23 protein-coding genes, 6 tRNA genes and 1 pseudogene are annotated in these 22,318 nt (G+C 37.8%); 6 read left to right on the top strand and 24 right to left on the bottom strand.

The window, feature by feature from the left end; all coding sequences use genetic code 11:
- Positions 1 to 14: 14 nt before the first annotated feature.
- The 4 genes from rocF to ACE1TI_RS13235 form a co-directional block, all read right to left on the bottom strand.
- On the bottom strand, positions 15 to 881 hold the full coding sequence (gene rocF / locus ACE1TI_RS13250; protein ID WP_375008121.1) for an arginase: 867 nt from the start codon (positions 879 to 881) through the stop codon (positions 15 to 17).
- Between the two features lie 179 nt (positions 882 to 1,060).
- Entirely contained in the window at positions 1,061 to 2,035 is a 975-nt protein-coding gene (locus tag ACE1TI_RS13245) for an ROK family glucokinase (protein WP_375008062.1), read from the bottom strand.
- A gap of 33 nt (positions 2,036 to 2,068) precedes the next feature.
- Complete coding sequence (locus ACE1TI_RS13240) at positions 2,069 to 2,275, bottom strand: YqgQ family protein (RefSeq protein WP_375008061.1); 207 nt, start codon at positions 2,273 to 2,275, stop codon at positions 2,069 to 2,071.
- Between the two features lie 7 nt (positions 2,276 to 2,282).
- Positions 2,283 to 2,789, bottom strand: coding sequence for a hypothetical protein (locus ACE1TI_RS13235; protein ID WP_375008060.1), 507 nt, complete (start codon positions 2,787 to 2,789; stop codon positions 2,283 to 2,285).
- Between the two features lie 489 nt (positions 2,790 to 3,278).
- Between ACE1TI_RS13235 and ACE1TI_RS13230 the strand changes: the two genes are divergently transcribed.
- Complete coding sequence (locus tag ACE1TI_RS13230; protein WP_375008059.1) at positions 3,279 to 4,091, top strand: hypothetical protein; 813 nt, start codon at positions 3,279 to 3,281, stop codon at positions 4,089 to 4,091.
- A gap of 20 nt (positions 4,092 to 4,111) precedes the next feature.
- Here the strand turns inward: ACE1TI_RS13230 and ACE1TI_RS13225 are convergent, their stop codons facing one another.
- The 6 genes and pseudogenes from ACE1TI_RS13225 to rpmG form a co-directional block, all read right to left on the bottom strand.
- On the bottom strand, positions 4,112 to 5,662 hold the full coding sequence (locus ACE1TI_RS13225) for a rhomboid family intramembrane serine protease (protein WP_375008058.1): 1,551 nt from the start codon (positions 5,660 to 5,662) through the stop codon (positions 4,112 to 4,114).
- A 6-nt stretch (positions 5,663 to 5,668) separates the two neighbouring features.
- Entirely contained in the window at positions 5,669 to 6,421 is a 753-nt protein-coding gene (locus ACE1TI_RS13220) for an HAD family hydrolase (protein ID WP_375008057.1), read from the bottom strand.
- Positions 6,422 to 6,582: 161 nt separating this feature from the next.
- Positions 6,583 to 6,768, bottom strand: a complete 186-nt coding sequence (locus tag ACE1TI_RS13215) for a hypothetical protein (protein WP_375008056.1) — start codon at positions 6,766 to 6,768, stop codon at positions 6,583 to 6,585.
- A gap of 66 nt (positions 6,769 to 6,834) precedes the next feature.
- Positions 6,835 to 7,033, bottom strand: a pseudogene (locus ACE1TI_RS13210) (L-lactate dehydrogenase); the annotation flags it as partial.
- A 166-nt stretch (positions 7,034 to 7,199) separates the two neighbouring features.
- Entirely contained in the window at positions 7,200 to 7,760 is a 561-nt protein-coding gene (locus ACE1TI_RS13205) for a 5-formyltetrahydrofolate cyclo-ligase (protein ID WP_375008055.1), read from the bottom strand.
- A gap of 295 nt (positions 7,761 to 8,055) precedes the next feature.
- Positions 8,056 to 8,205, bottom strand: a complete 150-nt coding sequence (gene rpmG, locus ACE1TI_RS13200; protein WP_375008054.1) for a 50S ribosomal protein L33 — start codon at positions 8,203 to 8,205, stop codon at positions 8,056 to 8,058.
- 195 nt (positions 8,206 to 8,400) lie between these two features.
- On the opposite strand from rpmG, the gene ACE1TI_RS13195 reads away from it, so the two are divergent.
- A complete protein-coding gene (locus tag ACE1TI_RS13195) occupies positions 8,401 to 8,727 on the top strand; it encodes a hypothetical protein (protein WP_375008053.1) in 327 nt (108 codons plus the stop codon).
- Positions 8,728 to 8,739: 12 nt separating this feature from the next.
- Positions 8,740 to 9,219: a hypothetical protein gene (locus ACE1TI_RS13190; RefSeq protein ID WP_375008052.1), complete on the top strand. Its 480-nt coding sequence runs from the start codon at positions 8,740 to 8,742 to the stop codon at positions 9,217 to 9,219.
- A 49-nt stretch (positions 9,220 to 9,268) separates the two neighbouring features.
- On the opposite strand, the gene ACE1TI_RS13185 is transcribed toward ACE1TI_RS13190, so the two are convergent.
- The 12 genes from ACE1TI_RS13185 to ACE1TI_RS13130 all read right to left on the bottom strand — a co-directional run bounded on the left by ACE1TI_RS13185 (position 9,269) and on the right by ACE1TI_RS13130 (position 17,497).
- Positions 9,269 to 11,305 carry a peptidoglycan D,D-transpeptidase FtsI family protein gene (locus tag ACE1TI_RS13185; RefSeq protein ID WP_375008051.1) on the bottom strand — a complete coding sequence of 679 codons (2,037 nt, stop codon included), beginning with the start codon at positions 11,303 to 11,305 and terminating at the stop codon, positions 9,269 to 9,271.
- 101 nt (positions 11,306 to 11,406) lie between these two features.
- Positions 11,407 to 12,690, bottom strand: coding sequence for an MFS transporter (locus tag ACE1TI_RS13180; protein WP_375008050.1), 1,284 nt, complete (start codon positions 12,688 to 12,690; stop codon positions 11,407 to 11,409).
- Between the two features lie 300 nt (positions 12,691 to 12,990).
- Positions 12,991 to 13,602 (bottom strand): superoxide dismutase, encoded by a 612-nt coding sequence (locus tag ACE1TI_RS13175; RefSeq protein WP_375008049.1) that lies wholly within the window; start codon positions 13,600 to 13,602, stop codon positions 12,991 to 12,993.
- Positions 13,603 to 13,875: 273 nt separating this feature from the next.
- Positions 13,876 to 14,022: transfer RNA gene (locus ACE1TI_RS13170), tRNA-OTHER, on the bottom strand.
- Positions 14,023 to 14,304, bottom strand: a complete 282-nt coding sequence (locus ACE1TI_RS13165) for a hypothetical protein (RefSeq protein WP_375008048.1) — start codon at positions 14,302 to 14,304, stop codon at positions 14,023 to 14,025.
- Between the two features lie 301 nt (positions 14,305 to 14,605).
- Positions 14,606 to 14,700 (bottom strand) — tRNA-Ser (locus ACE1TI_RS13160).
- A 54-nt stretch (positions 14,701 to 14,754) separates the two neighbouring features.
- Positions 14,755 to 14,831: transfer RNA gene (locus ACE1TI_RS13155), tRNA-Ile, on the bottom strand.
- Between the two features lie 23 nt (positions 14,832 to 14,854).
- Positions 14,855 to 14,930: transfer RNA gene (locus ACE1TI_RS13150), tRNA-His, on the bottom strand.
- A gap of 52 nt (positions 14,931 to 14,982) precedes the next feature.
- Positions 14,983 to 15,059: transfer RNA gene (locus ACE1TI_RS13145), tRNA-Met, on the bottom strand.
- 4 nt (positions 15,060 to 15,063) lie between these two features.
- Positions 15,064 to 15,138 (bottom strand) — tRNA-Asn (locus ACE1TI_RS13140).
- A 90-nt stretch (positions 15,139 to 15,228) separates the two neighbouring features.
- Positions 15,229 to 15,714 (bottom strand): DUF456 domain-containing protein, encoded by a 486-nt coding sequence (locus tag ACE1TI_RS13135; protein WP_375008047.1) that lies wholly within the window; start codon positions 15,712 to 15,714, stop codon positions 15,229 to 15,231.
- Positions 15,715 to 15,874: 160 nt separating this feature from the next.
- A complete protein-coding gene (locus ACE1TI_RS13130; RefSeq protein WP_375008046.1) occupies positions 15,875 to 17,497 on the bottom strand; it encodes a Na/Pi cotransporter family protein in 1,623 nt (540 codons plus the stop codon).
- 232 nt (positions 17,498 to 17,729) lie between these two features.
- Here ACE1TI_RS13130 and ACE1TI_RS13125 point away from each other — a divergent pair, with 232 nt between their 5' ends.
- Positions 17,730 to 18,509 (top strand): DUF1189 domain-containing protein, encoded by a 780-nt coding sequence (locus tag ACE1TI_RS13125; protein ID WP_375008045.1) that lies wholly within the window; start codon positions 17,730 to 17,732, stop codon positions 18,507 to 18,509.
- A 15-nt stretch (positions 18,510 to 18,524) separates the two neighbouring features.
- Here the strand turns inward: ACE1TI_RS13125 and ACE1TI_RS13120 are convergent, their stop codons facing one another.
- The gene (locus ACE1TI_RS13120) at positions 18,525 to 19,187 is read right to left on the bottom strand and encodes an NfeD family protein (protein ID WP_375008044.1); all 663 of its coding nucleotides are present in this window, start codon (positions 19,185 to 19,187) and stop codon (positions 18,525 to 18,527) included.
- 196 nt (positions 19,188 to 19,383) lie between these two features.
- A complete protein-coding gene (locus ACE1TI_RS13115) occupies positions 19,384 to 20,280 on the bottom strand; it encodes a DUF1002 domain-containing protein (protein WP_375008043.1) in 897 nt (298 codons plus the stop codon).
- A gap of 118 nt (positions 20,281 to 20,398) precedes the next feature.
- On the opposite strand from ACE1TI_RS13115, the gene ACE1TI_RS13110 reads away from it, so the two are divergent.
- Both ACE1TI_RS13110 and ispG read left to right on the top strand, forming a co-directional pair.
- Positions 20,399 to 20,740 (top strand): hypothetical protein, encoded by a 342-nt coding sequence (locus ACE1TI_RS13110; protein ID WP_375008042.1) that lies wholly within the window; start codon positions 20,399 to 20,401, stop codon positions 20,738 to 20,740.
- Between the two features lie 133 nt (positions 20,741 to 20,873).
- On the top strand, positions 20,874 to 21,974 hold the full coding sequence (gene ispG, locus ACE1TI_RS13105) for a flavodoxin-dependent (E)-4-hydroxy-3-methylbut-2-enyl-diphosphate synthase (RefSeq protein ID WP_375008041.1): 1,101 nt from the start codon (positions 20,874 to 20,876) through the stop codon (positions 21,972 to 21,974).
- Positions 21,975 to 22,318: the final 344 nt, after the last annotated feature.

The raw sequence follows: 22,318 nt of genomic DNA, 5'->3' as shown, positions 1-22,318 counted from the left end.
TCTCCTTAAAACATTTATTTCAACTTTTCTCCAAACAGTGATCCCATTAATGCTACAGCCACCTCGGCTGTTTTGTTTTTTTCATCAAGAATAGGGTTTACTTCCACAAATTCCGCAGAAGTAATAATGTCTGATTCAGCAAGCATTTCCATGGCTAAATGACTTTCTCTATAATTCAGCCCTCCTAGAATAGGAGTGCCCACTCCCGGGGCATCATGCGGATCCAGGCCATCAAGATCAAGGCTTAAATGGACACCACCACATCTACCTTTTAAATAATCAATAGCCTGCTTCATAACTTCGGGCATACCTAAGCGGTCTACCTCATGCATAGTATAGACATTCATGCCAGATTGGTGTATATAATCTTTTTCTCCTTTATCGATCTCTCTTGCTCCTATAATTACAACATTTTCAGGTTTAACTTTTGGTAAACTTCCGTTAATTCCTGTTAAAGCTGCATGACCTAACCCGAGGGAGACAGCCAATGGCATCCCATGTATATTACCTGAAGGAGAGGTTTCAGCAGTGTTCAAATCGCCATGAGCATCATACCAAATCACCCCGAGGTTTTCAAAATGGCCTGCCGTACCGGCTATAGTACCTATAGCTATGCTATGGTCCCCCCCGAGAACAAGAGGAAACCGGCCTTCTTCCAATATGGAAGACACAGTATTTGCTAATGTTTTATTAGTTTCTGTTACCACGTGCAGGTTACTTAAATTATAAACATCTTCTTTACCAGGGCTTTCTTTTTTAACTCTGAGATCTCCTTTGTCTTCTATATCATACCCTAAAGCACGTATTCTCTCCAATACTCCTGCATAACGAATAGCGCTTGGCCCCATATCAACCCCGCGCCTGTTTTGACCAAGATCCATCGGCACTCCAATAAGTGTTAATTTTTTGTTCAATGTAAAAACTCCCCTCCTGTCGATTATGTAATTATTTTATGCAAGGCAAGTACCAAGTTGATTAATACTTGTTCACCATTTTATAGACCTTTTCAGTTATCACCCTGCACATAAAGAAGACTGCCTATTTAGACAGCCCATTTTCTTTATTTCTCTTCATTTAGGTATGTCTTCGCCATCCAGGCTGCTCCTGTCACTCCTGCATCGTTACCTAGTTCAGCAAGAGCAAAGTCAGAATCTGCTTTCACTCTTTCTAAGGCATATTCCTCGTAATGGCTCCGTAAAGGGATAAGCAGTTGTTCTCCTGCGGCTGAGACACCACCGCCAATTACTATTTTTTGTGGGTTTAAAACATTCGCTATATTCGCAGCTGCTAATCCGAGGTAATGCATCGCTTTTTCAATAACAACATTTGCTGTTTGGTCCCCTGCTGCTGATAACTCAAAAATATCTTTTGTCGACAATTCATTTTTTTCCTGCCACAATTTATAAAGCGAAGAATTCTTGTTCTTCTCTGCTTCCTCTTTAGCTAAACGTATGATTCCCGTAGCGGATGATACGGTTTCAAGACAGCCAGCTTTTCCACAATTACAAGGGGCTCCTCCTTCTGGAATGACAGTTACGTGACCAATTTCTCCTCCCATTCCGCCAACTCCATGAACAATATCGCCTTTAACAATAATTCCACCGCCGACGCCAGTTCCTATAGTAAATAAAATCATGTCATCTGCGCCATCTCCGGCTCCACGCCAGTATTCACCCGCAGCAGCTAAATTCGCGTCATTATCAACCGCCACTGGAATGTTGAGGTAATCAGATAATATACGTACAATTGGATATTTTTTCCATCCTATGTTTACAGCAAAGTCTACCATACCGCTTTCCATGTCAATAAACCCTGGAACTCCTACCCCTGCGCCAATAAATTGTTTTTTATCTAATTTAAGGCTGGATAATGCTTTATTTACCGATGCGGAAATATCTTTAAGAATGTTAGTTCCATTATCTGCTTTATCGGTGGAGATGGACCATTTTTTAAGCATGTTTCCGTCTACCGTAAAAACTGCCTGTTTTACGGAGGTACCCCCTACATCAATCCCTAGTACATATTGTTGTTCCATATGTAATGTACAGCTCCTTTATTTGTTCACCTATTAATCTTGAAGTCTGGATTTTTCCTGTCTAAGTATAATGATAGCTTTTTGATATAAACCCTGGTCCAGCATGCCCAGTTGATAAGCTTCCTTGATCTCATCCTCCATTAACTCCAGGTCAGTTTGTCGATCTTTTGTATATACTATAGTTCTAAATTGCATGAGCCATTTTCTAACATCTGCTATCGTATTTATTTCATTATACATAACCTTATTATAGCAACAGAAGTATTGAAAATAAAAGTAAAATTAGAAATGGAAAGTATGCTGCAATCTGTCTTTGCCTTAATTTTATATGGACCATTCCTTGTAAAATATTTCCAGAAACATAAAATATAATAAACATTATTATTAAACCTGTGAACATATACCATGAACCGAACCAATGCCCTGCATGCCAACCAATAAAAAGATAAAATACCGAAACTGCCAGCCATAAATGTTTACTCTGTGAATGAAAAAAGCCTTGGTAAGGAATAAAAGAAAACATAGCTGCTGCACCAATACTTACAACCAACAGAAACCTAACTACATTCACAGTCCAATGAAGCTGCTCTAAGTAAATAATGTGGTAGCTCGATAAAAGAAAACCAAGATAAGCAAAAGAAGCAAAAAATAAAATAAAAAGCACAGATAACATTGTCTGTTTATCTCTTGTATACACAGAAGCCGCTCCCACTGTCACCGCTGCCAGCATTATTTCCATCATAGATGCAAACATGATTTCCTCCTCATTAGTTGAGACGATTATTATAATCTATGTTTGTCCCGGGAAATCATACTTTAAAACCCTCTAAACTTACTGAAAAGGTTGTTTAAACTTTCCCATATTTCTCCCCCTTTTTAGGTAAATAAAAAACTGTCTTTTCCGGTTGAATGATGGAAAAGACAGTATTTTTATTTATCGTCATCTATAAGTTCAGCATTTAACAAACCCGTCCACCATATAAAAAAGCATTTTCCTGCCATTATACTCGACAGGAAGTTCAATTATGTCAAAATTTTTGTCTACAGCTAGTTCATTAGAAAGATACTTTTTATTTTCTTCTATTTTTTTACTAACCGATTTTTTTCTCCATTTCCACCACTTCTTCCCATTTTCTCCTCAATTGGTAAAATAATTTAGTAAGAAAATAAAGAATCGCCTGTCATGAATTAATTTCACATACATACCAATGAAAATAGACAAATAGGACAGGGGTTTCTAAGTATGAGAAAATTGTGTTATGTCATATTCATTCTTCTTTGTTTTTCTTTGTTAATGACTAATCCTGCAACATTTGCTACCCATGAACGCGATAAAGACGTTGACCTTTCCTTTCAACAGCAGGAAAAAATTTTTTCCGCTTCTGATAGTGAAGTCGAAATACTTCATATTACAGATGATGATGAATACCTTTTGGAGTGGACAGGACGTTCTGAAACATTTAACAAGGTATCATTCCAACAAGGCTTTTCTTTATTGTTTGAGGATGGATACTTAAAAGACCTTTCCTCAGCTTGGTCGGAAAATCAGAAGGAATTAAACATTTCCAAACAAACGACTGCAGAAGAAAGCAGCCGCTATCACCTGTTAACGTTTCATTATGCGGAAGGAATTCTGGATTTTTCTTTTTCTTGGAGTGAAGATGAATTATATGTATTAGATACACCAATGACTGAAATGCATTCCTTTAAATTTCCTCGTTCGAAAGAAGACGAAAAAGCTAAAAACATATTAGACGCCGTGATCAGACAACAACAAGACCATATTGAAAGAATTATTCGAGAAGAAGCAAACCTTCCTGAGGAGGTTATGCTTTTCCCATTAGAAGACATAAATAATTGGAAGGTGATTACGGATCCTTCTTCAGATAATCACCTTCCACTCCATGAGTTAGAGGAAATGTGGGGAGGCATTTATACTAAGTTATTAGAAAGCAGCCGCAAATACCGCTCTGAAGGAAAAAAAGGTATGCCTTTTATCAGCTGGGACTCTGAACAAAGAAAGCTTTCTCTATTTATCCACTATAGTCATTTTTAGTAAAAAATATATGAGTTCGGTTATTGTTCTCGTTCTTTTAGTAACTCTTCAACCTTCTCAAAATTTAAACGCTCATCTTCCTGGGATTCATTTGTTTTTTTGGCAAGCTCAAGCGCCATTTCAGCTTTTTCGTATTGACTTAACTCTATATAAACTAAAGAAAGGTTATAATGGGCTTGTGGAAAGTCTTGTTCAAGCTCTGCTGCTTTCTCAAAATATTGAGCAGCCGTTTCGTAATCACTTTTTTTCACAAACACATTTCCCTTCAAAAAGTAAGCTTGAGCGTTCTCATTATTTTCAAGAATTTGTGACAATATATTATCTGCTTCATCCACGTTTTCTCTTTCTAAATGTTCTTGGGCAATTTGCAAATCAAGAAGCGGCGATTCAGCTTTACTGTCATTTTCATACCCATACCAAAACAGAACAGCACTGAACACGGCAGTTAATAAAAAGATAGGAACTTGTCTGCCCTTTAAGCCATGCTTTGGAAGATGCACAAATGCTGAGGCAAGAAACCCTCCAATAAGTCCGCCAATATGCGCCCCATTATCTACCGCTGGAACAATAAAACCAAACGAAAGGTTGATAGCTAAAATAACTAGCACATTCATTCCCATGGTACGAAAAAATAACTTCCTGTGAATAAATCCAAAATATAATAACGCCCCAAAACACCCAAAAATAGCTCCTGATGCGCCAGCTGAAACTTGTTCATTAAAAGCAAAACTAGCAAGTGAACCAAACAAACCTGCGATAAAATAAATGATGATAAATCGTAATGTACCATACATTCTTTCTACCGCTCCACCTAAATAAAAAAGAGCTAATGAATTCATAAACAAATGAAAAAAACCAATATGAAGAAACATTGCAGAAAAAAATCTCCACCATTCTCCTTCTAAAATAGCTGGGTTATACTTTGCTCCAAACTCGATCAATGTCAGTATATCGGTGCTCCCGCCTGCTTTCTCTACAACAAAGAAAACGAGCAGAATAGCTGTCAATAGTAAATAGGTGAACCGCGGCTTACCAAAAAGCAGTAAATTTCTATCTTTTTGCTCTAATTGTTCTTGTTTTCGTGTAACCTCTTTTCTATAATAACGAGCATAACGTTGGTGATCTTCATCGGATATGTCATAAATTTGCTCCCATGGAGTGTAAAAACCCATTTTTCTTAAGACATCACCAGGATCATCTACAGTAGGTTGAGCTGAATCAGACGCAATGAAAAAAGATTGCATTTCTTCTTCGTTTTCCCAATGGAGGTCTAAGCTCGTATAGAGGTCTACTGGAGGATAAGTGGAAATGTATACATTATAAAACGTTAAATTTCTAGCAGGCATCATTTTTTTGACTCTGCTCAGCATGCGTTTAGTTTGTTCTTTATCTCTTTCTAAGTCTTTCATCCAGTCATATTCTATTTTAGCAATTCGAATCGCAGCTTTTTTGCCTTTTTCTTCTTTTTCTATCCATACTTGCTTTTTATCAGGACTAATATCAATAATTCTTAAGTCTTCTTTTATTACTAAATTAAAAATAAATTTCCAAAAGAGATGGTTAGGCTTCACAAAATGTCATCCTTTCAAATGGAGCGACCGGTAAAGAAATTGAGCGGTTTCACTTAGTGTGAAATGCTCTGTAAGTGGTTCATAACCGTCGGTTCTTTTTTCGTGGCGGGTATTTAAAAAAATAGCATCCCATTTTGCAGAAATTGCTCCCTGGACATCAAGCTCCCATGAATCTCCTATAAACAATGCCTTATACTTTTCACCATTTATTTTTTCTAAGGCGTGATCAAAAATTTCCTGTTCAGGCTTTTCGGCACCCGCGTCTTCAGATACAATGACGTGCTCTAATGGAATATACTTTTCGATTTCTAACTGCATCACTTTACGCTCTTGAGTTTCCTTTTTCCCATTTGTTATAATACCAAGTTTAATTTCTGTCTTATTTAACGTACTTAGCAGTTCATGAAGTCCTTTAAAAGGTACACTGTAACCTACCACTACTTCTTCATACTGATCATGAAATTGTTTTGCACTTTTTGGACCTACAGGAAGTCCAAACGCTTCCATCGTTTTATTAAATCGAATTTTCCGGTATTCTTCATGGGTCATTTTATTGTTTTCAAAATCACCCCAATAATAATCACAATTATATTTAAAAGTGCGAAACCATTCTTTTATATTTATAGGCGGCAGATTGTCATAACTTTTATTTAATTCTTTTAATGTCTCTTCAAACGTATGCATGATAGCATGTTCAAATGCTTCTTCATGACTAAATAATGTATTATCCAAATCAAAACAAATAGTATTCCAGCGCATCCTTACTCCCCCATAACCCATATTATAGCAACCCACTTTCTCCATATCGAATGATTTACCCGAATTGACATTACTCATTTCACTTTTGTTATTAAAAAGGAGAAAAAAAGGCCCCTGTCTTATCCTGACGGTGACCTTTTTTCTAAACTGATGTTTTACTATTACATGTGAGAAGAAAATGGTGTGAGCATATACTTTCGCAATAGAGGAATACGTAAAGCCATTGTAATAGCCACCCTCCGTAAAGGACGGTTTAATAAAAAGAAATGAAAAAATCGTCCTCTGAATTGCATAAACACAAATACAATGACAAATACCATTATCATTACTTTCCAGTTTCTAAACATGACTCGCCCTCTTTTTACCTGTATATTTTGCAGTTTTGAACTGTATTATACTGATAAAAATGAGTTTTAAATATCCAATACTCGTTGAGAAGTTTTTCTTAAGGCATTAGCCGAATTTGCGAGCTTGTCCTTTTCTTCTTTCGTTAAATCAAGCTCTATCACTTCCCGTACTCCTTTATTGTTAACTACACCAGGAACGAACCAGACCCATAGCAATACCGTAATAAATAGATCCTTTTCGTTCAATAATATGATAAGCAGCATCTATGCAAAACTAGAGCCGACAGCTCCCGTACCAATAATTACAATTCTAGTTGTTTTTGCATTGTTTTCCACGTTACCCCTCCCCATTCTCCTCATAAATAAATTGTACATTATTTCACAAACTTTATGATCAGAAAAAAGCAGGGTTTTCATGACAATTTTGTTATTTAACTTATAATACCAGTTTCGGTTACCAATGCAGTTAGTGGTATGTCATGCTCTTCACGAGGAATATGGTCATGTAACTGAAAGTCCAGCACTAAAGAGCATGTTGTTATCTTTAATCCCTCTAAAAAACGATCATAGTACCCTCCGCCAAAGCCAATTCGAAACTTTTGTTTATCAAAAGCCAAACCCGGCACAATAATTAAATCAAAATGATTCTTTTTAACATGAGTAGTTAATAATGGATCAGGCTCGAAAATTCCTGCAAAGTCTACTTTCGTTTGATCAAAAGAGGTTATGTTGTAAAAATCTAAAGCTCGTTCATTTGGAATGACTTTAGGTACGGCTATTGATTTATTTTCTTCCCATCCTTTTTCAATTATTGGTTTTGTATCAATCTCATTTTTGGCAGCCATTGTGAGGGCCACGGTTGATGCATTTTTCCACATACTCCAATTAAACAACTGCCTATACACCAAATGGCTTTTTGTCTGTATAACACGATGTGATAGTCTTTCAAATTCATTTCTAGTATGTAATCGAAAATCTCTTTTATGTCTCATGATGTTACTCCTTAGAGAACATTTTTTATAAAATAATGTGGCCGGCCGTCAAGTGTACTTAAAATTTCTTCCAATATAAGAACAAAAGCGCAAGCGCCCTGATCAGCCTCGACAGGTAAATGTTCTCCAGTCATGAAAGGCGCTCTTTGCCTTTCATGACTGGAGGTTATTTAACCCCGAGAGGCTGGGCGCTGAAGCTAGACGCGGATCAAACAATATGGAGATAGTTATCCACAACTTGTAAAAACATAATTTCCTAAACAATAAAAAAAGCAGAGGAGCATCCTCCACCTGCTTATTTTGTTTCGCGATGCAAAGTGTATTTGTTCAATCGCGGACTAAATTTTCTTAGTTCAATGCGCTCTGGGTTTTTACGTTTGTTCTTTGACGTAATATAATTACGGTCACCTGATTCTGTGCAAGCCAATGTTACTTGTACACGCATGACGGATTCCCTCCCCCTTATTCATCTTTGTTCATACTTTTCAATAATAGCAAATACACGCCGAGCTATCAAGTTGTAATTGTAATATCTACTTCTTTCATGAAAACCATTCTCCTTTTTTTATGGAGCATGTATAATAACGTTAGAAAAACTTGGATGTTATTTCTAAATAATTTACACACCGGAGGAAACATAATGGAATGGTTCATTATTTTTTTGCCAATAATCGGCCTACTTTTATTTAGTTTATCTTTATTTGTGAAAGAAAAAAATGCAACAAAGGATGAAGTAGAACAAATGTCACTAAGCATGATGGGGGAAGTTTATCACATAAAGAAGAGACTTCAAATGTTAGAAGAAGAATTGCTTACAGTCAGCCCAGCCTACCGTCCAAAAACAAATAAAGAACTTGCGAATGAAGCTTACGATTATTTACAGCAAAACATGAGTGTCGATGAGATCGCAGCTGCTATGCAATTAAAAGACGATGAAGTAAAATACTTACTGGCCAGGCTGCAATAAGGAGGAAGAATAATGATTAGAAAAGGGCTTCAAATTTTTGCTGCCGGTTGGTTTACTGCTGCTTGTTTTGTTTCAATTTATTATTTCTTTTACCCAGATTCTTTAGCAAAACCTGTTAAACCCAATCAAAGGCCGCCTGACATACAAGAGCTGGAAGAGGAAAAAATTATTTCTTTTCTAGAGGAAAAGGGGTTTACCGTTTTAAATAGTGAAGAGGTCCAAGAACTAAAGCAAAACGCTGCTTCAGATGATAAAAATAATGAAAATAAAGAAGCTTCAGCTGCTGCTGTAAATGCTGTTTTACATATAGAAAAAGGAATGAGCAGTCGTGATGTCGCATCACTTCTGCACCAGCTTAATATGATCGAAGATATTTCTTCATTTGAAAAAGAAATGAACAAAAGCGGAGCAGCTACCAGCATACAAGCAGGTTTCTATCAATTAAATAGTGATATGGCTGAAGAGGAAATGATCAACGATATAACTAAATAGATAAGAAAGGCTGATGGTATGTTTGTTACAATGCCATCAGCCTTTTTTATTACTCCATCTCTTCTTCCATGTCACTTGGTTCTATGTCAGGTCTATCTTCTTTCAAATCAAAATACGCATCTAATGATCTTCTGGCAATAGTATTAGCAATACCGCTTGTTCCGCCGGCCGAATCTTTATAAACATACGGTACAATAACTGCTATAGCCACTTCCGGATCATCATAAGGCGCATAGCCAATAAATGCCTGGTTATTTCCATCTACTAACCGGCCGGAACCTTCCTGTCGAATACGTATTTCTGCTGTCCCTGTTTTCCCAGCAGCCGTATAATCAGTGTTATTGAAATAAGAACGAGCAGTACCTCTGTTGCCATTTGTTACTCTCCACATTCCTTGCTGAGCCATATTGATATACCTGCTGTCAATATCAACTCGATTAAGTACAGTTGGCTCAAACTGCTTACGTACAGCTCCCAGTTTTGATTTATCAGCACTAGCTTCCCGTATTTGTTTGACAAATTGCGGTTTCATACGATACCCGTCATTAGCAATGGTTGAGACATATTGAGCAAGCTGCATAGGCGTATACGTATCAAACTGCCCAAAACTAAGATATAATAGATTACCTGGATTGGTATTCCCACCGTTTATTCCCGTAGACTCGGATGGCAGATCTACACGTGTTTCTGAACCTAATCCAAACTGGTCAAAATAGTATCGAAACGTGTCATAAGCTTCGTTATATTGAGTGGTGTTCCAGCTTTGGCTCACACCATAATTATAACCAGCTAATTCCATTGCGATATGGGCCATAAAAACGTTTGAAGATCGCTCAAGCGCTGTTAAATAATTGACAGGGCCCAAATTGGAAACAGAGCTTATTGGCGGTGTATATGGTATATTTAAGGTGCGGTCCTCTACAATAGTGTTTTCGTTTATTACCCCTGTTTGTAAGCCTAACATTACAGTAGCAGGCTTAACTGTAGAACCCATTTCAAATGAGCTGGATACTGTGCCCAAATGATCAGCATACCCTGATACTGAAAGTATCTCCCCTGTTTGCGGTTCCATCATAACCACATAGGCTTCTTTATTATTAATAAAGCTCCCTGGTGAACTGTCTACTTCTTCATCAATGATTGTTTCAACTTCTTGCTGCAGCGCCATGTCAACAGAAAGAACTAAATCATTTCCTCGACTGCCGTTGCTTTCTTCCCCAGAATCATTCGATTTACTGTCATTGGAGATTTCACCTTTAATACCTCGCATAGCATCTTCATAATGCTCTTCAAGAAAACTGGTTCCAACCTCATCAGATCTGTCATAACCTTTGGCTAAATATTCATCTAAATTTTCACGCGGAATAGGTCCTGTGCGTCCAAAAAAGCGAGGGAAAGCATCTTCGTACAAATATTCTCGATTTGCGTCTCGTAAAATATCGACCCCAGGTAAATCATCCAGGCGCTCACTTATGCTATGTGCTTCATCTCTGGATAGTCCTTTTTTAATGCGCTGTGGAGAATTATAGTACCCGCTCGTCATTTCTCTCCAAATGGCAATAATTTCTCTTTCTTCATCCAGCTCATCTAATTGATCTTCTGTAATTCGGTTTAACTGCAGCTCGTACAGTTCATCATCATCTTCAATACTATTTCTATCTTCTTGAGTAAGCAGGTTATTAGCTTCCTCGGGATGTGTGACCAGCCAATAATCTTTTTGATCTCTTTCCGGCAGGTTTTCCAACTCATCCTCATCTACTTCAATAAGCTTACTCAATTCTGTTGCAATATGAATTCGATCATCGTCCGAAACATTTTGTTTGTTTGTATATGTGAGAGACAGTACAAGTTCATTATCAACAACTAGTTCTCCATTTCGGTCATACATTAAACCACGCGGTGCATCAATTCTGGCAGTTTCACTGCTGGTTTGTTCAAGTTCTCGCTCAAACTCATCTCCTTGAACAATTTGAATGAAACCGAGTCTCAAAATTAGTGCAGAAAATAATATAAATACAGCAAAGAATAATAAATTTAAACGGAAAGGAATACGATTCTTTCCACCTTTATTTTTTGCCACACCCATTCCTCTCCCTTTTGAAACGTATGCTTTTCGTACTGGTAATTTTAACTGCAGCCTTTTTTATTTTAGCACATAATTGGAAAAACAAAAAAGAGAAGAAGATCTCAAGTAAGAGAATCTCCTCCTCCATTTTCAGGCATGTTGTTGGTCACCTCTTTTTTATTTTCAAGAAACCTTAGATCAATGCCTTTAATTACGAAATACATCAGAAAGTGGCCGGAACCAAAAATAACGAGTAAAACAGGGATAATTTGTTTTTCTTCGAACAACGAAATACCTGCAAGTAATACTACTATAGACATTACCCGTCCGCCATTGATAAACCATTCTTTTGTTATTAAATATTCAATCCGAAGAGCCGCTGCATCTGACGCTTTTCCTAATACATCATAGGTTAAAGAAACATAGGGGACAAGCAGCAGCGGGTAAGCAGCAGAAATAATTACACCGTAAGTCATTAAGAGAGGATAAATTGGATTAAAAACGATAAGAAAAACAGCTCCAAATAATAATGCTCCCCCTATTAAAATCGCTTTTTTTCGCCGGGAAGGCTTTAAAAACCTGCTAACTATAAAATAGCCGGCAAATGATACAGCTGACGTTACAAATCCATAACTGCCCAGGGCAAGTTCACTATTGGTCGCCATAAAAACCCATAGAACAATAATAAACACAAAAATTCCTTCTCTTAATCCTTGAATAAAATGCGAAAAAAGAATCTTACGCCATGCTGCATTTCGTTTTATTTCATTGGCTGCTTTTTGAATTTGCAATGGTCCTTCAGCATGTCTGTGTTTCATTTTTAAACTTAAAAGTACTGCCATAATAAATAAGAAAAACGAGATAAAAAATATAATCTGATATCCTTGTGTATCAGGCAGCCATGTAATAACAGCCCCTGCACTTAAAGGACCTATCATTCCTGCAAAAGATGTTAAGAGTCCGGCAAATCCATTAAAAAAATCACGGGTGTCTGGTTCTGTTATTTCAAAAGTTAATACATTATAGCCAAGCCAGTAAAAGCCAAACCCCATCCCCAGTAAGGCTCCCAGTAATAATAATATGGTCTCTGCTGATTCCCCGGCAAATAACACGGTTAAATAAAAACCAGTTAAAATAAACACACCTAATCGCAGAGCAATAATTCGGTCTGCTCGTTTTGAAATATATCCAGCCAATAAAAAAGCAACAGGTTGAGTTGTCACGGATGCCAGCTGGTACAGTGCAATATCCGAAACCTCACCGGATTGCTTCCACAAATATATATTCACAAACGTATTTGATAACGAGATTGAAATAGCATACAACCCGCCAATGACTAAAAGTAATAATAAATTTTTCGTAATACGGACATTACCGAGTAATATTTTTGCGATTGAATTAGACATCGTACCCCACCCGCCTTGACCCTATTGTGTCGCAAAGTCAAGACGGCTATGCACGGTCAACAGGAACCATATAACTGGTTCACGTCAGAACAAAAGCGCAAGCGCCCTGGCAAGCCTCGACAGGTAAATGTTCTCCAGGCAATAAAGGCGCTCTTTGCCTTTAATGACTGGAGGTTATTTAACCCCGAGAGGATGGGCGCTGAAGCTAGACGCTAATCAAACAGTAGGGAGATAGTTATCCACAATTCGAAAAACAATGAAAAAACCGCCGCTTCTATAGCGACGGTTTGTTCGTAATATTTATTTTGCTTCATTATAACGCTTTGTTACTTCGTCCCAATTTACTACATTCCAGAACGCATCCACGTAGTCAGGACGACGGTTTTGATATTTAAGGTAATAAGCATGTTCCCATACATCAATACCAAGAATAGGTGTTTTCCCTTCCATAATAGGTGAATCCTGGTTGAGAGTATCTTGAATTTCAAGTTCTCCATTATTTACTACAAGCCAAGCCCAGCCAGAGCCAAAACGCCCTAAAGCAGTATTTTTAAATTCTTCTTTAAACTTATCGAAGCTTCCCCATTTACTGCTGATGGCATCTCCAAGTTCCCCACCAGGCTCACCACCGCCATTAGGGCTTAGTATCTGCCAAAAAAGAGTGTGGTTGGAATGACCGCCTCCATTATTTCTTACAGCAGTGCGAATGCTATCAGGAAGTGCATTCAAATCACCGATAAGTTCATTTACATCCTTTGCAGCTAAATCATCATGGCCCTCAAGAGCAGCATTAAGTTTAGTAACATAAGTGTTATGATGCTTACCATGGTGAATTTTCATTGTGTCTTCATCGATATGTGGTTCAAGAGCGTTTGGTGCGTAAGGTAATTCGGGTAGTTGATGGTTTGCCATAATCCAATCTCCTCCTTAAAAAGGTTTGTTTTTTGGTGTTTTTCTTGCTGAGTAACTCTTGAATGGAAGCTATACACTTATAAAACAAATCGGTTTTATAAGTCTGCCATTTTTAACGTTACCAAAATCTTAAATTGTTTTCAACAAATATGAAACTCTTCAAAAAACACCATATTTACAATACCCTCCTTAATAAATATATAAACACGATGTAAAAAAGATATACCAAAGTTTCAAACACATTTGGCATATCCTTTCATTTTCTCTTATGTATGGCGGAGGAAGAGGGATTCGAACCCCCGCGAGCCCTGAAGGACTCCTGGCGGTTTTCGAGTTTAGCGGCAGGATTGTGGTTAATAGTGCCTTCTTTGTATAACGTCCGAAAAAATGCACGTAAAATCCTAATTCGAATATTCACACTTACAGGCGACAGACCCGTTTCCCTTTGTTCATACGTTCTTTGAAAGGGTGACCGCCGTAATACGTTTTTTCATTTGCACACCAAACGACATATTCACGGAGAAGGTCAATTTCTATTTGGTCAACGGTTATTTCGCCGTAATGTTCAGCGACCCAATCGCCAAACTTTCTCAAATAAACGTTATAGTCTTTCAACGTTCGTTCTTTCAGATTGTTTGCACGCTTTATATTCATAACGAATTGAAAAGCGTCTTCAAGCGATAAATGTGATTGTTTTCGCAAAATGGGCTTGCGTTCCCTATTGTCTTACGCCCTTTTCGCTTATCTGTTTTAGACAAAACAAAAAACCCCCCCTAACGTAGCTTAGAGAGGTTTTGAAATCGTTTCATATGAATTGCGATAACAAACGGAATATGATGAAAATTACGGAAACGGTTTCGCCAAAAATGAGTAACTAACCGCAATTAAGGGGAAGCGAATCGAAGCGGTCTAACGTCGAAACCGTTAGATTATTAGCGGGCATATCTCGCTATTGCTTATCGTTTAGAAAACGCTGTAAGTAGCATCATACCAACGTTATGTATGGCGGAGGAAGAGGGATTCGAACCCCCGCGAGCCCTGAAGGACTCCTGGCGGTTTTCGAGACCGCTCCCTTCAGCCGGACTTGGGTATTCCTCCGAATAGAATATCGATGTAAACAAAAAAAGCACGTTTCCCATGCTTTTAATAAAATGGTGGACCCTGTAGGACTCGAACCTACGACCGGACGGTTATGAGCCGTCAGCTCTGACCAACTGAGCTAAGGGTCCAGGTTTATTTATATTTTTTAAAATGGGGCGGTTGATGGGAATCGAACCCACGAATGCCGGAGCCACAATCCGGTGCGTTAACCACTTCGCCACAACCGCCATATAGAAGCGGGAATTATTTAAAATTAACTGCCGTTTCAATTTTATCATATGGTAGCGGCGGAGGGAATCGAACCCCCGACCTCACGGGTATGAACCGTACGCTCTAGCCAGCTGAGCTACACCGCCACAATGGCTCCACAGGCAGGATTCGAACCTGCGACCGATCGGTTAACAGCCGATAGCTCTACCACTGAGCTACTGTGGAATGTTATGTAAAAAGTAAAAACTGTTTTTCAACGACAATGATTATATTATCACGGTCACATCAGCTAGTCAACCACTTCCTTCATTTTTTTTAAATAATTATGATTAACAGATAAATCAAGTTTGAAATTAATACTATACCTTTTAATACTGCCCCTACTATAAAACCAACAACAGACCCTATACCAACTTCACCCATTTTCTTTATGGATTTTTCACCCGACATCCATTGTCCTATGATTGCGCCTGTCAATGCACCAATTAATATCCCAATACCCGGGATGATAAAAGGACCAATAATAATACCAATCAAACTTCCCCAGATTGCTGCCTTAGTACCTCCGCTTTTTTGAATGCCTAAATAATTAATTGCGTAATCAATTACAAATAACAAAAACGCTACAATACCCTGTATGACCCAAAACAGCAAACCAAACGCGTTGAACCCTTCAATAAACCCAATTATTAAAATAGCTGCCCCATAAAATAAACCACCAGGAACAATGGGGTAAACAACAGCTATTATTGCCACAAAATAGCAAATAGCCGCTGTAATGTACATAACTGAATCGACCATATAACCGATTCCTTCCTTCTTGTGTCTTAATCATTTGATTTAAGGCTTAAAATAAGATAATGAACTGTCAGTTTCGTTTTTCACCTTAAAAAGCATGGAGGGCAGAGGTTTCGTAAAATTTGAACCGCCCCAGTTGCTGCACTGGCGGCGGCTCTGCTTATTAATCTTCTTCTAGTACCACTTCTGCAATATTTACGGAGTGGTCTCCAATTCTTTCAAGGTTACTCACGATATCTACAAATATAATTCCTGCAGAACCGGAGCACTTTCCTTCGTTCAAGCGCAAAATATGTTTCTTGCGAAGTTTGCGTTCCAGTTTATCTATTTCTTCTTCCTGTTTTACAACTTCTCTTGCTTCATCCAGGTTATCATTTTCCAGTGCGCTTATTGCATTTTTTAAAGTTTGTATCGTTAAATCAAACATTTCTTCTAAATCAGAATATGCATCTTCTGAAAGAGTAACTTTATTTGTAAGCTGATAATCAACAAGCTCCACTAAGTTTTCCATGTGATCTCCGACTCGTTCGATATCACGCACAGTATCCATAAGCACAGAATGAAGCCTTGAATTTTCATCTGATAATGAGCGCTCAGAAATCAATACTAAATAATCGGTAATTTTTCTATCTAAATTATTTATAGCTTCTTCAAATTGTACGGTTAACTCAGAATGTCTTTTTTGATTCGTTTTTAGATAATCTCTTGCTTCTATTAAACCTTTTTCCGCAAACTCCGCCATACGAAGTGTTTCCGTCTTTGCTTGTCCTAACGCAATAGAAGGCGAACGCTCAATAAAACTGGTATCGAGGTGTTTGGCTTTATATTCGATTTCGGTTTCTTTCCCAGGAATCAGTTTCGTAACAAGTAAAGCAAGCAGCCCGACAAATGGCAGCTGAACCAGTGTATTGGAAACATTAAATATTCCGTGAGCAAAAGCAATCGTCATTGGTTTATTCAAATTCAGCCAACCTTGCAAATTCTCAATAAAAGCGGTGTAAGGCACCAACAAGATAATAATAATCGTAGTACCAATTAAGTTAAAAATCACGTGTGTCAGAGCTGCACGCTTAGCAGCGAGAGAAGCACCAAGTGATGCAAGAACTGCTGTAATAGTTGTTCCGATGTTATCGCCAAATAATACTGGCAGTGCCGCATCTAATGCAAGCGACCCTTGGTGATATAGTTCTTGAAGTAACCCAATGGAAGCCGAAGAACTTTGAACAGAAACTGTAAACAACGTACCTATGACAACACCAAGAAGAGGATTTTCACTCATGTTTACTGTTAAATCCCGAAAAGCTTGTAAATTTTCTAGAGGCTCCAACCCATCTCCCATTAATGAGAGGCCAAAGAAAAGAGCCCCAAATCCAAAAATGACCTGTCCAAAGTTATTAGCCTTTTTGTTTTTAAAGAAAAAGATAAGAACTGTACCTAAGAAAATTATAGGTAAAGCAAACTCTTCAATTTTAATACCTATAATGAATGCTGTGACAGTAGTACCGATATTGGCTCCCATAATTACACCGATTGCTTGCTGCAAAGTCATAAAGCCAGCATTAACCAGTCCGACAGTTAAAACGGTTGTGCCTGTACTGGTCTGTAGCAGGACAGTCACAAATATACCAGCAAAAACACCCATCACAGGATTACTTGTAAACTTGTCCAAGATTTCTCTCAGTCTATCTCCGGCAATTTTTTGAAGACCATCCCCCATAAATTTAATGCCAAATAAAAATACACCGAGACCTCCGAAAAATGTGAATAAAATCGTTTGAAGATCCACACCTATTCATCCCTTCGATAATAATTAATTTCCCCTTTGTTCGACAAACCTCTTACATCGTACTTTTATAATATTGAGGAATTATTTATTTTTTGTAAAGATTTTATTAAGATTTTTCTTCCCGGAAAAAAATGTCTTCTACTTTAATTATCACAATGTTTCTATTCTATTCTAATCCTTTTTTCACTATAAATTTTAAGGTAAAATAAAACGGTGGAAAGGAGACAGCGATGTGAACATATTTCAAAAATTTATGAAAAGCCTATACTCTCCGCTCTACATTGGCCGCTTTCGCTTCCAAGGCATTGGAAAAACAATAGGGTATGTATTTTTTTTAATGTTACTTACTAGTATTCCTGTAAGTTTCATTTTTACAAACACTATTACTTCAGCGGCAAATAAAGTGGAAAATGCACTTTCTGAAGACATACCAGATTTTCAACTACAAAATGGTATACTTCACTCCGATCAAACTGAACCCCTAATTTACAATCAAGACAATGGTACAGTTGTTTTTGATACGACTGGTGAATTTACAAGAGAAGATATTAATCAAGAGGAAGAAACTACTGCTTTACTTCGTGAAGAGCTTATTATAGCAGAAGGTGGAGAAGTTCAAACTTTTCGTTACGATCAAGCTGGGAACCTTCAATTATCAAAAGATGAAGTCTTGTCTTTTACGGACACCTTAACTGGATTATTTCCTATATTAATTCCCGTGATTTTGATTTTGCTGTATTTGTTTGCGGCAGCTTTAAAATTTATCGGGATATTTGCTTTATCTTTTTTCGGTTTGTTAATAAAAAAAGCAGCACCTATTTCTTTATCTTACCGCCAAATTTGGATAATGAGCGCTTATGCCGTAACACTCCCAACCGTGATAACTGCTATTATAGACATAATGCCTTTTCATGTACCATTTGCTTTCACCTTATATTGGATTATAGCATTCTTTATGCTGTACCAAGTTTACAAGAACCTGCCAAAACCAAAGACACAAACAGACAAATAAAAAAGGAGCTGGAAATTATTCCAGTTCCTTTTCTTTTTCCTGATTCACGTTTTCTTTTCTTTTTACTAATATTCTTGTGCCGTCCACAGAAACTACTTTTATTTGTTCATCAGCTTCAAGCCATTGACCGCCGCTTGTTGCACTATATTGATTCCCCTCTATAGAGATCGTGCCTATCGGCCGGAACGGGGTTATTGTTTTTCCTTCTTTTCCTTCAAGGGCTTTGTATGTTTCACTCATGGAATTATAACCCAAATCCCCGCTCAAACGGTCTCTTAAGGTTATTTTTGCCCATAAGTTTCTCCTCGGGAAAACTTTTAAAAATAATCCTGCAGTAAAAAGTCCTATTATAAATCCAAGCACTACAAGCACGCCATAGGTGATCGAAGGAGTAGGAACAGCCAAACCAAGGCTCATTAACAAAGCACCAAATACAGCAATCGTTCCATCACTGATTACTTTGCCATCTAATATGATTAATCCGATACCTGCTGCGTATAAAATAAGAATCCACATGCTAGATGCAGTATCAATATGAAATGAAAAAAACAAACTCATGAATGTTATCCCTAAAACCGCAAACAGCCCTTTGGCTTTTACCAGCATTTCCCCCATCAAAAACACTGTCCCGAAGAAAACAATAAGAAACCCGATACTTGCATAATTAAGTAATTCCATTATTTTCAGCTCCTTTTTTTGAGCATAAAACCGATAGAAGCGTAAAGTTTATTAATATATACGTTCTTAAAAGTAAGGAGTTTCACTTCTATTTTATCTTTTTTTTCACCAAATTTCACGCTAGAACATAAAAAAGGGACCGGCCCCAAAAGTCAATGATTTATCGACTTTTGGGCCGGCCCTCTCTCTGCTTTTATTATTGATTTGACTCGCTTCCCTCGCCAAACCAGCTTCGAAGCGAATCAATTAATTCATTTATAAAATCCAAAAAACTAGCAATAAACGATTGTGTGTCTTCTCGGTTTAAGAATTCATCTAAATTATCACGTATATGGGAAATTTGATCTTGTACTTGATTCCAGTCTATATTTAAATCTTTCATGCGGTCAAAAAGAGACACAAGGCCGTCCATTTCTTCATCCGTTAATTCAATCCCCATTTCATTAGCAATTCTCTCAATTAAATCGCGTAAATCCTCTTCAGATTCTACCGGTTGATTACCGATTTCTTCTTTAATCCTTGTAATTAATTCTGTTGCTTCTTCCATTCCAATCCGTTCACCAAGTTCCGAGGTTTTAACCATCTCTTCATTCGCCACTTTTTTCTGTTCTTCTGGAATATCGATGTCATTTTGAGCTTCATAAGCTTTAATAATTCCTGTCAGAGCAGCCGTGCCTGATACATCAAATGGAGCTGTTACATATACATCAGCATCCTCTACACCAGCAGTTACTAAAGTATTGGCATAAATACCTTCCGTAACTTTGGTAATGTTATTTGTTTCAACATTAATTCCTTCCCCTTCTTCTCCGGCTGTTATTTTTGATGAAGATAAAGCTCTGCTTCCAATATCAGAGGCATCCATATATTCACCCAGGTAATCATGTTCTTCCTCATTAGTGACTGTTACAATTTCTACGTCCTCTGACACATCCATTTCTTCAAGCAAATTGCTGCGTTCCTCTTCACTTAGATCTTCACCTAATGTCACTGTAATTTCTCCTTCCACCGCATCTGCAAAAGCAGCGGCTGGCACGGAAGCAATTAAAACAGCAGTCAGTAATCCAAGCAGCATTTTATTCCAATTTCTCATTTATAAACCGACTCTCCTTTAATATCCATTATCCTTGTCCAATTTAATGTATAAAACACTATATTAGTCATACGTATACATTATAACGCGAATGCTTCTATATGGAGGATAATGTTAAATGAAAAAACTGTTACTTTTTCTTCTTTTTATACTAGTTTGTACTTCAATTTATTATGATATTACAGAAGGCACATTGTTTGTACCCACACCAGAAACAAATAACAGTTCCACATCCCACCCTTCTTCCTCTGCTAACTTAGACGACCAAACTAAAATAGAAGTTACAGTAGAACCTGGACAGACTGTTTTATCCGTTGTAGAAAAGCTCCATGATGGCCCTGTGCCGGCTTCAATCGAGCAAATCAGCAGCGATTTTGAGAAATTAAACAATGGTTTGTCACCTGAGAAAATACAAGTGGACAAGTCATATTTCTTCCCAGTGTATGATTCATCTTCTTAGTGTTTATTACCAACCATCAGCTCTGCTTGCCAAATCATTTAAAACGCTGATACAATAACGACGTGATCATTTTAATAAACCATAAAAGCCACCAAAATTATCACACTAATTTCATAAAGGGGCGAATGGATACATGAGCCAAATCACTCACCGTACAGAAACCAGACCAGTAAAAGTAGGGAATCTGGTAATTGGCGGAAATGATGAAGTGGTCGTTCAAAGCATGACCACCACAAAAACCCACGATGTAGAAGAAACAGTCAATGAAATAAAACGGTTAGAAGAAGCAGGGTGCCAAATTGTTCGTGTGGCATGTCCGGATATGAAAGCAGCAGAAGCTATTCCTGAAATAAAAAAAAGAATAAGCATTCCCCTTGTAGTTGATATACATTTTGATTACCGTCTTGCGCTAAAAGCAATCGAAGGCGGAGCAGACAAGATTCGCATTAATCCCGGAAACATTGGAAAACGAGAAAAAGTGGAAGCTGTAGTGAAAGCTGCTAAAGAAAAAAATATTCCGATCCGGATCGGGGTGAATGCTGGTTCTCTAGAAAGACGTATTTTAGATAAATATGGATATCCTACGGCTGATGGTATGGTCGAAAGTGCTCTTCATCATATCAAAATTCTGGAGGACTTAGATTTTTATGACATTATTGTTTCGATGAAAGCCTCTGATGTAAACCTTGCAATTGAAGCATATGAAAAAGCAGCTAAAGCTTTTTCTTATCCACTTCATTTAGGGATTACAGAATCCGGCACTCAATTTGCCGGAACAGTAAAAAGTTCAGCAGGACTTGGAGCTATCTTAAGTAAAGGGATTGGAAATACATTAAGAATATCCTTAAGTGCTGATCCGGTAGAGGAAGTTAAAGTTGGAAGAGAATTGTTGAAAACATTTGGGTTGGCTTCAAATGCAGCAACCCTTATCTCTTGTCCAACGTGCGGACGTATTGAAATTGATCTTATAAGCATTGCAAACGAAGTGGAAGAGTATATCTCCACAATAAAAGCTCCTATTAAAGTGGCAGTGCTTGGCTGCGCCGTAAACGGTCCCGGAGAGGCAAGAGAAGCTGATATAGGGATTGCAGGAGCACGTGGAGAAGGCTTATTGTTCCGACATGGAGAAATTGTACGTAAGGTACCAGAAGAAACCATGGTTGAGGAACTAAAAAAAGAAGTCGATAAAATAGCTGAAGATCATTACAAAAAAGAAAAAGCAGCCACAACGTAAGTTGAAGAAAAGCGCAAGCGCCCTGTTTTAATGACATTCGGCTAAGTTCGTCACATCCTGTGACGACGCCGAACTGATTCCCATCTTGGAGCCCTTGCAGGTAAATATTCTCCAGGCAATAATGGCGCTCCTATGCCTTTAATGACTGGAGGTTATTCAACCCCGAGAGGCTGGGCGCTAAAGCTATACATCAAAGCGCAAAATTATATACTTTCTTGGTTCTATGTCAAATGTTGGGGTAGGAGTGCCTTACTCCTACTCCTTTATCCTACTTGAAATTCCGTTATTTTATATTGGTGATGTAATAAGACACGTAACCTTAAACGATCATAACGCTTGAAGCC

This window comes from Alteribacillus sp. JSM 102045, from assembly GCF_041949975.1.
In the GTDB taxonomy this organism is placed as follows: Bacteria; Bacillota; Bacilli; order Bacillales; family Marinococcaceae; genus Alteribacillus.
Note: the sequence above shows the minus strand (reverse complement) of the source record. Positions and strands in the feature narration are given on the sequence as shown.

Coding starts and splice junctions, on each gene's coding strand:
- ACE1TI_RS13185 (WP_375008051.1), bottom strand. CDS start 11,305: ATGGGTGTGGCAAAAAATAAAGGTGGAAAGAATCGTATTCCTTTCCGT.
- ACE1TI_RS13115 (WP_375008043.1), bottom strand. CDS start 20,280: ATGAGAAATTGGAATAAAATGCTGCTTGGATTACTGACTGCTGTTTTA.
- ACE1TI_RS13120 (WP_375008044.1), bottom strand. CDS start 19,187: ATGGAATTACTTAATTATGCAAGTATCGGGTTTCTTATTGTTTTCTTC.
- rocF (WP_375008121.1), bottom strand. CDS start 881: ATGGATCTTGGTCAAAACAGGCGCGGGGTTGATATGGGGCCAAGCGCT.
- ACE1TI_RS13135 (WP_375008047.1), bottom strand. CDS start 15,714: ATGGTCGATTCAGTTATGTACATTACAGCGGCTATTTGCTATTTTGTG.
- ispG (WP_375008041.1), top strand. CDS start 20,874: ATGAGCCAAATCACTCACCGTACAGAAACCAGACCAGTAAAAGTAGGG.
- ACE1TI_RS13240 (WP_375008061.1), bottom strand. CDS start 2,275: ATGTATAATGAAATAAATACGATAGCAGATGTTAGAAAATGGCTCATG.
- ACE1TI_RS13215 (WP_375008056.1), bottom strand. CDS start 6,768: ATGTTTAGAAACTGGAAAGTAATGATAATGGTATTTGTCATTGTATTT.
- rpmG (WP_375008054.1), bottom strand. CDS start 8,205: ATGCGTGTACAAGTAACATTGGCTTGCACAGAATCAGGTGACCGTAAT.
- ACE1TI_RS13230 (WP_375008059.1), top strand. CDS start 3,279: ATGAGAAAATTGTGTTATGTCATATTCATTCTTCTTTGTTTTTCTTTG.
- ACE1TI_RS13245 (WP_375008062.1), bottom strand. CDS start 2,035: ATGGAACAACAATATGTACTAGGGATTGATGTAGGGGGTACCTCCGTA.
- ACE1TI_RS13195 (WP_375008053.1), top strand. CDS start 8,401: ATGGAATGGTTCATTATTTTTTTGCCAATAATCGGCCTACTTTTATTT.
- ACE1TI_RS13175 (WP_375008049.1), bottom strand. CDS start 13,602: ATGGCAAACCATCAACTACCCGAATTACCTTACGCACCAAACGCTCTT.
- ACE1TI_RS13235 (WP_375008060.1), bottom strand. CDS start 2,789: ATGTTTGCATCTATGATGGAAATAATGCTGGCAGCGGTGACAGTGGGA.
- ACE1TI_RS13205 (WP_375008055.1), bottom strand. CDS start 7,760: ATGAGACATAAAAGAGATTTTCGATTACATACTAGAAATGAATTTGAA.
- ACE1TI_RS13220 (WP_375008057.1), bottom strand. CDS start 6,421: ATGCGCTGGAATACTATTTGTTTTGATTTGGATAATACATTATTTAGT.
- ACE1TI_RS13110 (WP_375008042.1), top strand. CDS start 20,399: ATGAAAAAACTGTTACTTTTTCTTCTTTTTATACTAGTTTGTACTTCA.
- ACE1TI_RS13190 (WP_375008052.1), top strand. CDS start 8,740: ATGATTAGAAAAGGGCTTCAAATTTTTGCTGCCGGTTGGTTTACTGCT.
- ACE1TI_RS13180 (WP_375008050.1), bottom strand. CDS start 12,690: ATGTCTAATTCAATCGCAAAAATATTACTCGGTAATGTCCGTATTACG.